Origin of the sequence: Salegentibacter chungangensis (assembly GCF_042678405.1) — a bacterium.
Lineage (GTDB): Bacteria > Bacteroidota > Bacteroidia > Flavobacteriales > Flavobacteriaceae > Salegentibacter_A > Salegentibacter_A chungangensis.
Genome location: NZ_JBHTLI010000001.1, coordinates 1975027 through 1988374, shown reverse-complemented (window position 1 = coordinate 1988374; position 13348 = coordinate 1975027). Strand labels below are relative to the sequence as shown.

At 41.1% G+C, this 13348-nt stretch carries 11 protein-coding genes; 8 read left to right on the top strand and 3 right to left on the bottom strand.

Going from position 1 to position 13348, the window contains the following annotated elements:
• Positions 1-10: 10 nt before the first annotated feature.
• From ACFQ3Q_RS09050 to ACFQ3Q_RS09025, 6 genes are all read left to right on the top strand, one after another.
• The gene (locus ACFQ3Q_RS09050; RefSeq protein WP_380745002.1) at positions 11-478 is read left to right on the top strand and encodes a DUF4402 domain-containing protein; all 468 of its coding nucleotides are present in this window, start codon (positions 11-13) and stop codon (positions 476-478) included.
• A gap of 101 nt (positions 479-579) precedes the next feature.
• Positions 580-1077, top strand: coding sequence for a DUF4402 domain-containing protein (locus ACFQ3Q_RS09045; protein WP_380745000.1), 498 nt, complete (start codon positions 580-582; stop codon positions 1075-1077).
• Between the two features lie 89 nt (positions 1078-1166).
• Positions 1167-1982 (top strand): fimbrial biogenesis chaperone, encoded by an 816-nt coding sequence (locus tag ACFQ3Q_RS09040; protein WP_380744999.1) that lies wholly within the window; start codon positions 1167-1169, stop codon positions 1980-1982.
• A 5-nt stretch (positions 1983-1987) separates the two neighbouring features.
• A complete protein-coding gene (locus tag ACFQ3Q_RS09035; protein ID WP_380744997.1) occupies positions 1988-4621 on the top strand; it encodes a T9SS type A sorting domain-containing protein in 2634 nt (877 codons plus the stop codon).
• Positions 4622-5170, top strand: coding sequence for a DUF4402 domain-containing protein (locus ACFQ3Q_RS09030; protein WP_380744996.1), 549 nt, complete (start codon positions 4622-4624; stop codon positions 5168-5170).
• 8 nt (positions 5171-5178) lie between these two features.
• The gene (locus ACFQ3Q_RS09025) at positions 5179-7782 is read left to right on the top strand and encodes a hypothetical protein (protein WP_380744995.1); all 2604 of its coding nucleotides are present in this window, start codon (positions 5179-5181) and stop codon (positions 7780-7782) included.
• On the opposite strand, the gene ACFQ3Q_RS09020 is transcribed toward ACFQ3Q_RS09025, so the two are convergent.
• On the bottom strand, positions 7779-8285 hold the full coding sequence (locus tag ACFQ3Q_RS09020; protein WP_380744993.1) for a GreA/GreB family elongation factor: 507 nt from the start codon (positions 8283-8285) through the stop codon (positions 7779-7781). The genes ACFQ3Q_RS09025 and ACFQ3Q_RS09020 overlap by 4 nt on opposite strands.
• A gap of 72 nt (positions 8286-8357) precedes the next feature.
• Here ACFQ3Q_RS09020 and ACFQ3Q_RS09015 point away from each other — a divergent pair, with 72 nt between their 5' ends.
• Complete coding sequence (locus tag ACFQ3Q_RS09015; protein WP_380744992.1) at positions 8358-9620, top strand: glycosyltransferase; 1263 nt, start codon at positions 8358-8360, stop codon at positions 9618-9620.
• A gap of 97 nt (positions 9621-9717) precedes the next feature.
• Here the strand turns inward: ACFQ3Q_RS09015 and ACFQ3Q_RS09010 are convergent, their stop codons facing one another.
• The gene (locus tag ACFQ3Q_RS09010) at positions 9718-11049 is read right to left on the bottom strand and encodes an aspartate kinase (RefSeq protein ID WP_380744990.1); all 1332 of its coding nucleotides are present in this window, start codon (positions 11047-11049) and stop codon (positions 9718-9720) included.
• A 100-nt stretch (positions 11050-11149) separates the two neighbouring features.
• On the opposite strand from ACFQ3Q_RS09010, the gene ACFQ3Q_RS09005 reads away from it, so the two are divergent.
• Positions 11150-11794 carry a hypothetical protein gene (locus ACFQ3Q_RS09005; protein WP_380744988.1) on the top strand — a complete coding sequence of 215 codons (645 nt, stop codon included), beginning with the start codon at positions 11150-11152 and terminating at the stop codon, positions 11792-11794.
• Positions 11795-12208: 414 nt separating this feature from the next.
• On the opposite strand, the gene ACFQ3Q_RS09000 is transcribed toward ACFQ3Q_RS09005, so the two are convergent.
• A complete protein-coding gene (locus ACFQ3Q_RS09000; protein WP_380744987.1) occupies positions 12209-13285 on the bottom strand; it encodes a transporter substrate-binding domain-containing protein in 1077 nt (358 codons plus the stop codon).
• Between the last annotated feature and the right edge of the window lie 63 nt (positions 13286-13348).

The window sequence follows — 13348 nt, the reverse complement described above, 5'->3', positions numbered from 1 at the left end:
CTACAAAAAAATGAAAAAAATTGCCTTTATCTTTATGGCCCTGATCTCAGGAAGTGCGTTTGCACAAAGTGCAACTGCAAATGCAAATGCCGATATCGTTAGCCCTATTTCTATCTCCAAAACCGGAGATCTTAATTTTGGAAAAGTCTCTAATAATGCTGCAGGAACTGTAGTAATTGCTAATGATGGTTCAGCCTCAGGTCTAACTCAAATCGGATCTACTACGCCAACCGCAGCAAGCTTTGAAGTTACAGCTGCAAGCGGATTTGCCTACACCGTAACAACTCCAACTTCTGTTACTTTGTCTAATGGTACTGATAATATCACTGTAGATACTTTTACAGATGATGCAGGTGCTAATCCTTCAGGAACAGGTTCGGCACAAACCGTAAATGTTGGAGCAACTTTAAATGTGGCTTCAGGTCAGGCAACAGGAAATTATACAGGAACATTTGATGTTTCAGTAGCCTACGAATAAAAACATTCTGTCTAAATCATATAAAAACGCCGCCCGTGTGGCGGCGTTTTTTCTTTAAACATTAACCTAATATTACCCTACAATAAAACACGAAATCAGAAATGAAGATTTATCTTTTGATAATTTGTTTCTTTTACGGCCTTCAAGGCTTTTGCCAGGCATCGGCTTCAGCAAGTGTTAATACCAGGGTAAGCGTTATAGACCCCATTAAGATCAATAAGACCCTCGATCTCAATTTCGGAAATGTTATAAGCAGTTACAACCCGGGAAGCCTTATTCTAACTCCCGATGGAACCCGTACCGCAAACGGCGTGCAGATCTCCAGCTCAATGCCCGGAGACGTTAGCCCTGCCGAAGCAATTGTGGTTCACGGTAATAACAGCTACTCCATAAACCTCCCGGACTCCTTTATATTATACAATCAGGACAATCCGAATCAGATATTGATCATAAATCAGTTTGTTGTGGAGCCTACTGCGGGAACTACTGCAGGAACTGATATCCTTAAGATCGGGGCTACCTTAAACCTTGAAGCAAATCAGCTTTCAGGATTTTACACCAATACAGGCGGATTCAACGTCACGGTCTCCTATAATTGATTAAACAGGGATTTGAATTGTTATCCATGTGGTTTTAGTACCTTTGAAGCCAGATAAGTATGAAGTATAAATTATAAGTGCCCCCTTACATGCGAACAAAACTACCTACTACCCCCCTACTAATTTTATCATTTCTAATTTCAGGCCTTGCCGGCTTTGCCCAGGGTGACCTGATGATTATGCCTAAGCGCATCGTTTTTGACGGTTCGCAACGAACGCAGGAAGTGAATCTGGCCAATACGGGAGCCGATACGGCTACCTATGCAATTTCTTTCATTCAGTATAAAATGACCGAAAGCGGGAATTTTGAACAAATAGAAGAACCAGAAGAAGGTCAGCGTTTTGCCACCGATTTTTTAAGGTATTTCCCAAGAAGAGTCAGCCTGGCCCCTAACGAAGCACAGACCGTAAGAATTCAGCTTACCAGAACCGGAAACCTGGAACAAGGTGAATACCGCTCCCATATGTACTTCAGAGCCGTTGAAGAAGAAAAGGCTCTTGGTGCAGAAGAACAAAATGAAGCTGACGGGATCTCCATTAAGATCAATACAGTTTTTGGGATCAGTATCCCGGTTATCATAAGAGAAGGAAAATCAACAACTGAGTTGAGTATAAGTGATGTGGAGTTAAACATTGAAGATCAGCCTATCCTTTCTTTAACGCTGAATCGCAGTGGAAATATGTCGGTTTACGGAGATCTGAAGGTAGAACATATCCTTAACGGGAAAACCACAGAAGTAGGCCTTGTTAAAGGAATATCGGTCTACACCCCTAATACCAGGAGAAACTTTTCTTTTGCGCTGCAAAAGGCTGAAGGAGTCGACCTGAGTACAGGAAAACTAAAGATCACCTATACTTCTGATAAAGACGAAAAACTGGCTGTTACAGACCTCAAACTGGAATAAAATAAATGCCCCGAATCACCCCCCGAAATTCGATGTTATTTTCTGCCTTTTTGGTGGTGATCCTTTTATTTTCAATAGATTCCTATAGTCAGAGTATAGACAACCCGGTAATCAACACCGTCCAGCAATGTGCCGGAACTCAGATGAACATCACCTTTACGGTTACAAATGGAAGTGGTTCAAATGGAGGCGGACCATCCGGTAATGGTGCCGGCGGAACAGGTTCTGCTCCCGGGAGCTCCAATAAATATTTCCTTACCACCACTGAATATATCATCACTTTAATCGATAATAACAATGCTTATTCCACTGAATTATTGAGATATACTCCCGGGGAAGCTCCTGAAGCCTCCGGTGGGGCATCTAAAACCTTCTCAACTTCTGTCAGTCTGCCCAATGATTTGGTTTATAGCAGCACCTACCGGATTTCCGTAACTTCTGTTAATCCTGAGCCCCAGGGCCAAAATTTTGGCACCTCCCTAGAGTTTGAGATCCTTCCCATTATTAAATCGAATACAATTGATGCAGCCCAATTTGGCTGTAACCCATACGTGGCCCAAACATTAAACGGCTCCATACCAACAGGCGGAGACGGCACTTACACTTATAAATGGGAAAGCAGCACCACCGGCCCTTCTACGGGATTCTCTCCCGCTTCCGGCATAACTAATAGTAAGAATTATGACCCAGGGACTCTTTCTCAAACCACCTGGTATAGAAGGATAACAACTTCAGGATCCTGTATAGATTTATCCAATAGCGTGGAAATTAATATTACCAATGATAATGTCTGGATCGGTACGAACGGAACCAACTGGAATGATCCGTCTAACTGGAACTGTAATGCAGTTCCAATTTCAGTAACCAATGTGATCATTCCTTCAGGACTGGTAAATTACCCTGTTCTGAACGCCGGAAATCCAGGGATCGCTAATAATATCAATATAGAAAGTGGTGCTAAGCTTAGTGTTACAGATAATACCCTTGAGCTAAAAGGCTACATTTCCAACAGTGGAAGTTTTGATACCCGCCAAGGAACCATAGCATTCTCAGGAACAACATCTCAAACTATCCCGGCAGGCAGCTTTTTGAATAATAAAATTGAAAACCTGATCTCAAATAATCCGGCAGGGATTGACCTGCAGGGGGAATTGGGCATTTCAGGTTACCTGCTGCCACAAACGGGCATATTTAACACCAATGGCAACCTGACTCTTCTGTCCGATGCAAATCAAACCGCTTTGATAGAGGCTTCGGAAACGGGGAGCGTAAACGGAGAAGTTACGATGCAGCGCTATCTGGACTCCGCATTTGGTTATAAATACTTCAGTTCTCCGTTCACTTCCTTAAACGTAAGTGATTTTGGAAGTTATATAGACTTATCGAATACTTTCCCACAGGTTTACCGTTATGAAGAAAATCGCGAAAAAGATATTAATGGGACCGGTAAAGATGCTTCAGGCTGGCTTCCTCACACAGGGGGGTTAAATATCGGCGAAGGCTATGCTTTTAATTTCGGCGCAAGTTCCTCACCGGTAACCGTGGAATTAACAGGTACCGTAAATGACGGTAGCTACAGTATAGATCTTAGTAATCACGATGGCATTTATACTAAAGGATTCAATCTTGTAGGAAACCCATATCCCTCGCCTATTGACTGGGATGCATCAGGCTGGACCAAGGATAATATAGACGGAGGTATCTATTTTTTTAATGCAAGTACAGATGACCCTTATGGCGGAACTTACACTTCTTATGTGAACGGGGTTCAAAGTGCAGACGGGAAATCATCGAATATTATTCCTTCTATGCAGGGATTCTTCGTGCATGTTAGAGATCCTTCCCCAGGCACGGTTACCACAGGCACTTTGGGAATGACCAATAATGTGAGGGTTATGAATTACAGTCAGCCATTTCTCAGAACCTTTCAAAATGCTCCCGAATCGAAACCTTTAATTCGTTTAAGGGCCGGTTTTGAAGAGCAGGCATCAACGGATGCTGCAGTGGTTTACTTTTCAACTTCAGCTCGCTCAGAATTTGAGCAAGATAAGGATGCTCTGAAATTGATGAATACCGATGTGAACGTTCCAAGTCTTTTCAGTCTGACCTCAGAAAGCAAGCAGGTGTCGATAAACGGGATATCCACTAAGGGAATTTCAGATATAAACCGGATTCCCCTTGGCATTAAGACCGAACGAAGCGGCTGGATAAATATTGAGCTTAGCGAACTTGAGAATATCTCCTCAGGACTTAATATTTATCTGATAGACAACAAAGAAAGGACTGCACATAACCTAAAGAATAACGGATCCTACAATTTCAGGATGGATACCGGAGCCGATGTTTCCAGATTTGAGCTCGTTCTTTCAAAACAGCCTATAACTGACCCGGCTATAGCATTCAATGATGCTTTTAGCGTAGACAACCGTTTTGGCCAGGTAAAGGTCTATTTAAATCTTGAAAATGGGGAAAAGGGCCTTTTAAGAGCAAACAATGTTTCCGGCCAGGTGCTTGATGCCAGAGAGGTTTCGGGCAAACAAAGCATAGAAATCCGGGGAATTCGCAGTTCAGGGATCTATATTATTAGTCTTCAGACAGGAAAGAGAAAGTATTCCAAAAAAATCATAATCAAGAAGTAGATGAAAGGAACAAGCCTATTACCATTATTTGAAAGACATTTTTCGGAAAAGGTGATCTTCTTGCTTTTCCTGATGTTTGGTTTATCCCTGAGCGCTCAAAACAATCCTGAAAATCCGCCACGCCCTTTACGCGTTGAAGTAAGAACGGCCAGAAATTTAAACTTCGGAACATTTACAATTGGCAATAATGGAGGCACTATTTATGTTTCTCCGGTAGCTAATCCTACACGCATCGTGACCGGTGATATCATAGAGCTAAACAGGGAACCGGTTACTTCAGCCATTTTTGATGTTTATGCCAACCCAGGCACCGTTATAAACATAGTTCCTGCATCCAGTGTTTTCACTCTCACAGGAAGTAATGGCCAAACCCTCGAGCTAAGGATTACAGATATGGATTATAGTGAAAACCCTACTTTTATTGCAAAAGGCCCTCACACAATTCCTCAGGAAGTATATATAGGAGGAACACTGAGTGTGAGCAATATCACAACCAATCCGGCAGGGCAATATGCCGGAAACATAACAATTAATTTTATCCAGGAATAAAAGCTATAATGCCACAGATTACCCCCACTTTTTTCTACCTGGCTTATTTATTTCAAAGGAAAATCACCAAATCAGGCTGCTTCTTAATTTTAAGCTTCCTTATTCCCACATTTGGTATAAATGCCCAGGAATATCAGGGATATGATGAATTTCCGGTAGTACTGAATGTTCCAAAATTAGGAACTATAGAATTTCCTGTGGCCATTAAAGGACAGGAGGCATATCTCTCGGTCTCCGACCTTTTTGATTTCCTCAAGATCAAAACCGAAACCGATAATACTTCAGGGATTATCAGTGGTTTCTATGTCAATCCCGAGAACACATACCAGATAGATCCTACAGCAGGAAAAATAATTTATAGAGGGGAAACTTACCCGCTTCCTAAAGAAGACTTCATTAAGACCCCCACGAGCTTCTATCTTAAATCAGATTACTTCGGAAGAATTTTCGGACTTAATACCGATTTCAACTTCAGAAATCTGAGCGTAACGGTAGAGACCGAAGAGGAACTCCCGGTGATCAAACAACAGCGCCTGGACAGAATGCGAAAAAATCTGGATCAGGTTAAGGGAGTTGTAAAGCCCGATACAATAATAGAAAGAAAGTATCCATTTTTAAAAGGAGGAATGCTGGACTGGGGCGTGATTACCACCCAGCAAACAAATGGCCCCGAAGATAACCGGTTAAGTTTAGGCCTTGGGACAATGATTGCAGGTGGTGAAGCCAACGCTCTGCTTAATTATTCTACGAGGGTCCCTTTCACTTCCAGAAATCAGTTCTATCAATGGAAGTACGTTAATAATGACAGTAAAGTCTTTAAGCAGGTAACTGCCGGGAAAATATTCACCAATGCCACTTCTTCCCTCTTTGCCCCTGTGGTGGGAGTCCAGTTAAGCAATACTCCGGTTAGGAACAGAAGGTCTTTCGGAACTTATACTCTGACTGATTTTACTGAACCAAGATGGACTGTGGAGCTTTATGTAAATAATGTACTTATAGATTTTACGCAGGCCGATGCCTCGGGATTTTATTCGTTCGAGGTACCGCTCATGTACGGAAACACCTCGGTAAACCTAAAATTTTATGGCCCCTGGGGAGAAGAAAGGACTGAAGACCGTATGATCAATATTCCTTACAATTTTGTCCCCAAAACTGAACTGGAATATACCTTAAGCGCGGGGATGGTTGAAAATGAAGAGAACGACAGGTTTTCGAGATTCAATCTTAACTATGGGCTTACAAACGGGCTTACTATAGGTGGTGGTGTAGAGTATTTATCTGAAACTGAAAGCGGAGAGTTTATGCCATTTATAAACTCCTCCCTTCGTTTAGCTTCAAGCCTCCTGTTTTCAGGAGAATATATGTATAATGTAAAGGCTGAAGCGCTACTTAGTTATCGCTCACCATCAAATTTACAACTGGATCTTAATTACATCAAATACGATGAAGATCAGACGGCAATCAATTACAACTATCTTGAAGAGCGTAAAATTTCCTTATCTGCACCAATCAGAAGCAAGCATTTTAATGCCTTTTCAAGATTTAGTGTAAACCAGATCATACTCCCTACCACCGAATTTACTACCGCTCAGTTGCTTTTATCTGGCGTGGTTCTTGGAGTAAGCACAAATCTTACTACCTACGCACTATATAACGACAGGGTTGCCAAACCTACCGTTTATACAAGCCTGTCACAAACTTACAGACTGCCAAAGCAATTCCTTTTTTCACCCCAGATTCAGTATGATTTTCGCACGAATAATTTCACAAATCTGGTACTGGAAGTGGAAAGACCGATCTTTGAGAACGGTTTCGTGAATATCGGTTATGAGAATAACTTTATACGTAACGCACATATTTTTGAATTCGGGTTACGATATAATGTGAACTTCGCCCAAACCTCTATGACCTCACGGTTAGGGAACAGAAATTCATCTTTTGTCCAGTCGGCCAGGGGAAGCTTCTTGTTTGATGACAATACCGGCTATATAACGGCAACCAACAGAACCAGCGTCGGTAAAGGTGGAATTACGATCATTCCGTTCCTTGATCTTAACATCAATGGAAAGATGGATCCTATGGAAAAAGGAGTGCCTGGAATGGAGCTTAAAAACACCCTTGGAAGACTCACCTATAATGAGGACGAAACAGTTATCAGAATTACAGATATTCAGCCTTATATAGAAACTGTCCTGGAGATAGACCCTGTAAGTCTGGATAATATCGCGTGGAAGGTGAGAAACCCAAAAATTGCGGTGGAAACGGTTCCTAACCAGTTTAAGGCAATATATGTCCCGATTGAAGCGATGGGAGAAGTTTCGGGAATGATCTTCTTTAAAGAAGACGGGACAACCAAAGGCTTAGGGCGTGTTATCTTAAACATTTTCGATGAAAACGGAAATGAAGTTGCAAGCATCTTAAGTGAAAGTGATGGCTATTTCAATTATCTGGGACTTCCACCGGGTAATTATACAGCGCAAATAGATTCGGGGCAACTTGAAAATCTCGGTTATGAGGCCAGTCCTTCAGAGCTTGAATTCAAGATAGAAATTGATGAATATGGGGATATTGTCGATACCCTGGAATTTGTTCTTGAAGAAAAGAAGCATTAATATTCGATCTTTTTGATCTTAAATTTTCTAAGCTCCTTCCCAATTTGAAATTCGGCGGTCTCCCCTTCCTTTTTTCCGGTAAAAGCCCTTGCAAGCGGTGCAACGAAAGCGATCTTGTTCTTTTTCACATCGGCTTCATCTACCCCCACTATCTGAATAAAATTTTCAGCCTTTTTCCCTGGGCCTAAAACCTCATAGGTGATCTTGGCACCAAAACGCACTTCTTCCTGGTTTTGGTCCTTTGGATCGAGTGCCCTTGCTGAAGCGATCCTTTCCGCCAGCAACTGCATCTTTCCGTCAATTACAGCCTGCACCCTTCTCTTTTCAGTCTCATTCTCAATTTCAAGGTCAGCACGCGCTTTTTCCAGCTCCTCCTTCTCAGCGAGCAGTTCTTTCATCCCGTTAGGAGTTACATAATTAGTGACACCTTCAGGCAATGCAGCCCTGGGCGGTATAATTGGCGCTTCTTCCTGATCTTCTTCCTTTACAAATCCTCTGCTCATCTTTCATTACTTTGGAAAGCTTAAGGTAATTAATTTCGCTGAAGTTTGGAATCTGCAAAACATACAATCCGGATGGATTCCCTTATTTTTGCTGAAATTTCCTGTATGAAACGTCTTCTTGTTATAGGTTATGTATGGCCCGAGCCCGGATCATCTGCTGCCGGAAGCCGGATGATGTTCCTGCTCAATTCCTTTAAAAACAGGGATTATAAGATCTGTTTTGCTACCACAGCCTCAAGAACAGCCTATATGGCCGATCTTGAAAGCCTGGGAATAACCACCAAATCCATCCGGCTCAACGATTCGAGTTTCGATAGGTTTCTTTCTGATTTTAAGCCAGATGTTGTTTTATTTGACAGGTTTATGATGGAAGAACAGTTCGGGTGGAGAGTAGACGATTTTGCTCCCAAGGCTATAAAAGTGCTTGATACCGAAGATCTGCATTTTCTAAGAAAAGCCCGGGAAGAGGCGTGGAAAAAGAAACTTCCGGAAACCAGCCTTATTCTCGATTCTGATCTTACAAAACGGGAAATAGCTTCTATTTACAGGTGTGATCTAAGCCTGATTATTTCAGACTTCGAAATGGACCTCTTAAAGAATCAATTTAATATTCCGTTTAGCATCCTTTTCTATTTTCCGTTTTTAGTTCCTGAAATTAAGGAAACTGAAGATTTACCGAAATTTAAAGAGCGAGGTCACTTCCTGACTATTGGAAATTTTAAACACGAGCCTAACCGCAATTCGGTTCTATATTTAAAAGAAATGATCTGGCCACTTATCAGAAAGGAATTACCGAAAGCAGAGCTGCATATTTACGGAGCTTATGAATCTGCCAAAATTAAAGCCCTGCATCATCCTGCGAGCGGATTCCAAATTAAAGGAAGAGCAGCCGACTCCCGGGAAGTGATGAAGAATGCCAGGATCTGTATTGCGCCATTAAGGTTCGGAGCGGGAATCAAAGGGAAGTTTATAGAAGCCATGCAATGTGGGACCCCAAGTGTCACAACCCCGGTAGGAACCGAAGGTATTGCCTCATCCCGGGAATGGCCGGGAATGGTAAAAACAGAACCTGAAGCTATTGCCAAAGCTGCAGTTGATCTTTATTTAAACGAGAAAAACTGGCAAATGGCGCATAAAAAAGGAGTTGAAATCATCAATGAGCGATTCACCGACAAGGGAATTTCTGGTAACTTCTTCGAAATCCTGGAGTCGGTTAAAGCAAAACTGCAAAGTCACCGAAGAGAGAATTTCACGGGTGCTATGCTTAAGCACCATCAGCACCGCAGCACTTATTTTATGGCCAAATTCATCGAGGAAAAGAATCGCGATAAATAAAATAAAACCGCCGGTTAAAATTGGTCCACCGGCGGTTTTCACTACACAAAAAGGAACAGTATTCAAACCAACCATTCCATCTAAGGAAAAAATAAACTTATACTGCTAGTGCCTTTAAATTAAAAAGCCGTGCGTTTAACTGCCTGAGGGTTTCTATCTTATTATCAGTTGCCACCAACAGTGAAATATTATTACTACTACCGCCGTAGGAGATCATCCTTACCGGGATCTCATTTAAAAGTTCAAACAGCCTGTATGTGCTTTTATCTTCAATTACAGATTCCCCAACAATACAAATAATGCTATGCTCCTTCTCTACCGTAATTTCACCGTAAGCATTAAGCTCCTCAAGTATCAGGTCCAGGTTACGGTTATCATCTATAGTTAACGAAATTGCAATCTCAGAAGTGGTGATCATATCTATCGCAGTTTCATACGTATCAAAGACTTCAAAGATCTTCTTAAGGAATCCGTGAGCCATCAGCATCCGGTTAGAACGAATTTTGATCGCGGTGATCCCGTCTTTAGCAGAAATAGCCTTAAGCCCCCTGTTCTTTAAATCTGAAGAGATGCGTGTTCCAAGGCCTTCAGGAGTAAATGTATTTTTCAGAAAGATAGGAATGTTTTTATCTATAACCGGAGATACGGTTTGCGGATGCAGGATCTTAGCCCCAAAATAGGCCAGTTCGGCTGCCTCTTCAAAAGTAAGGTCAGAGATAGGATGTGTTCCTTCAACATAACGCGGATCATTATTATGAAAACCGTCTATATCTGTCCAGATTTGTATCTCTTCAGCGTTTACAGCCGCCCCTAAAATGGTAGAAGTATAATCGCTTCCACCTCTTTTAAGCGTTCCAATATTGTTATTTCCATCAATTCTTACGAATCCCTGGGTAATATAAATATCGGCTTCGGAAAAATCCTGAATGCTTTTATAAAGCAAAGTACCCACAAGCTCTGTATCCGGATTCTCAAGATTGGATATATGCATAAACTCCTTAGCATCCAGAAGAACGTTCTCCTTTCCTGAAGCCGTCAGAAAATTCGAGAACAGGAAACTTAACATAGTTTCGCCATAAGTAACAATTTCTGAATAAATGCGCTCTGAATATTGGCTCCTGGTAGTGTCCTGCAAATATCCAAGTAACTGGTCCAGGTGCTCCTTTACCGAAGCATTTAGTGAGTGATCAGGAATCAATTCATCTGCCGCAGCGAAATGCCTGTTCCTGAGATCCCCTATTATAGAATCGATCTCAGGATAAGAAGATGTTTTAACAAGCTCGGTGATCTTTACCAGCTCATTGGTAACCCCGGACATTGCAGAGACTACAATCAGTTTCCTGCCTTTCTGCCCCGCAATGATTTTGCTAACATTTCTAATACTTTCCACCGAACCTACAGAGGTTCCGCCAAACTTTAAAACCTTCATCACATTTTATTTAGAGCTGCATAATTAGTTTTAAAGCCTTCTGCAGCAAAAAAAATAATTCATTTTATATACATTTGCACAAAGTGTATAATAATAAACAATGAAAACGATAACTACCTGTGTTCACGATATCTTAAGGCATCAACCATTCCTTGATGATGCTATGGCGCGAGACATCATCAATTACAGCGGCCTGGCGGCAGATATTCAGCCTTTGGTGGAAAAGGAAATGAGAAAGCCAGTTAAGCAAGGCTCTATTATTATGGCTTTAAGGCGGTACGCCCCTAAGCGTACAAAGATCAATATGAAGAATCTCAGAGAGTTAGGTGATATTGTAGTACGATCGGGAATTACGGAGTACACTTTTCTGAATTCCAACAGCATCATTGCCAACAAGGCAAGATTGCTGGAATCTGTAAAAGACCAAAACGGAATCTACCTGAACTATTCAAGCAACTTTCAGGAAACAAATATCCTGGTTTCGTCTACTCTTACCGACCTGGTGGAAGAATGCTTCAGGAGCGAAGTGCGGGTATCGGTTAAAGACGAATTGTCTTCCATAACGATAACCTTACCAAAAAACAGTTCGCAATCTGTAGGTTTGTATTTCTATCTATTCAAATTATTGGCCTATGAAGGAATACCAGTCTTTGAGATGACCTCTACTTCCAACTATTTTACCATTTTTCTTGAGAAAGAATATGTGAACCAGGCTTTTCTCTTGTTCAATGAGATCAAAAAGTAATTTACCAATAATTGAAAAACACCCCTGTTACGGCAATTATTGTGGCTAAAATAATAAGTATCACTAATACATAAAATGTCCCAAATCCGTTTTTTCTGCTCTTCTGAATAATATATTCCTCAGTAGATTCGCAGTTATTATCTCTATTCTGCATTTTGGTTAGTTTTAAGCTTCCTTTTAATTCCAGCGTCAAAACCAATTGTCCTTCTTTATTTAATTGCTATTCCCTTTTTTAGGAAAACCGAACTCTTCTTTAGAAATATGTCCTAAAAATCACTAAAAAACAGTAACCGGGAACCAATTTTACAAGTCTCAACTGTATTTTGAGCAGCTTATAAAATTAGCCAATACTTTATAAAATTATATACCTCAAAAGCGGTATTTATCCGTAAAAAACTGAAAGGCAAAATATTACTACTGATAATCTTTCATTAGGTTACTCCATTTCAGTGTTTTCAGGGTACTAATCAATACTGGATCAATAATTTCAGTATAAACGGATTTTTTAGGAAAGCTGTAGGAATAATAATCCTTTTTCAGAGATTTTTGAAGAATCTCGACCTCGTCTTCCAGCTCCCTCCTTTCGATCTCATATTTAAGAATAGGTTCGTCATACACAAAAAGTGAAGTTTTCTTATCTAACAAGCTCTGGATACCACCGCGAACATCTGTCACCATTGCACCTTCAATATTATATAGCTCTAGAAGTTCTGCAGCACTGGAGCTGGTTACAGTAGAAACCTCAAAACGTCCAAGATCTTCTACTGAATTGATCTCATCGTTCATACTCTTAACAGTCAGAGATGAAGCGATCCCGGCGGTTAAGCTGGAAATCATAATAATAGCCAGGAACATCCAGATAAGACCTACGAGGCGGCCACCAAAAGTTCGCGGGGATTTATCGCCGTAACCTACGGTGGTCATTGTCACAGCACTCCACCAGAACCCCTGTAAAATTCCACGGGCATCCTCCCCAAATTCTTCCTTATTGCTTTTTCTTTCAAAGACCCACACCAAAAAGCCAAAAATAAAGATCACCCCTATTAGCACCAGAACAGCAGAAATAAAGTCCCAACTCCACAATTTTTTTATATAACTCCAGGTCTTAGATTCCTTTCTTTTAGCTACACCCGTATGGGAAATAAAATAAGGCTGGGAAAATTCAAGATACTTCATCCGTTGGTCGGTTACGGTTATCGGATTAATGCTGAAGTCAACTTCTGAATCCTTCACCGCCTTTAAAAGTGCGGCAAGATTCGGATACGTCTTGAAAGTATAATCCAATTCAAGCTTTTCATTGACCAGATTCCAGGAGTCTATACTAAGTCCGGAAAATTTTCCATTGCCTTCCTTCACTACAAAAGGAGGTGTTTCCGTCAACCCAATCACCACCTTGTTACCCCCAGGAATACTGTCCTGATCCTGTGCTGAAAGATTATTAAACCCAAATAAAAGTATGAATAATAGGAATAAGTTGAAATAGGTCTTCATTGGTGTGTTTTCAATAATGAAGGCTAAGTATAAGAAAAAAATAAGATTTAAAGTAAAGCTTTA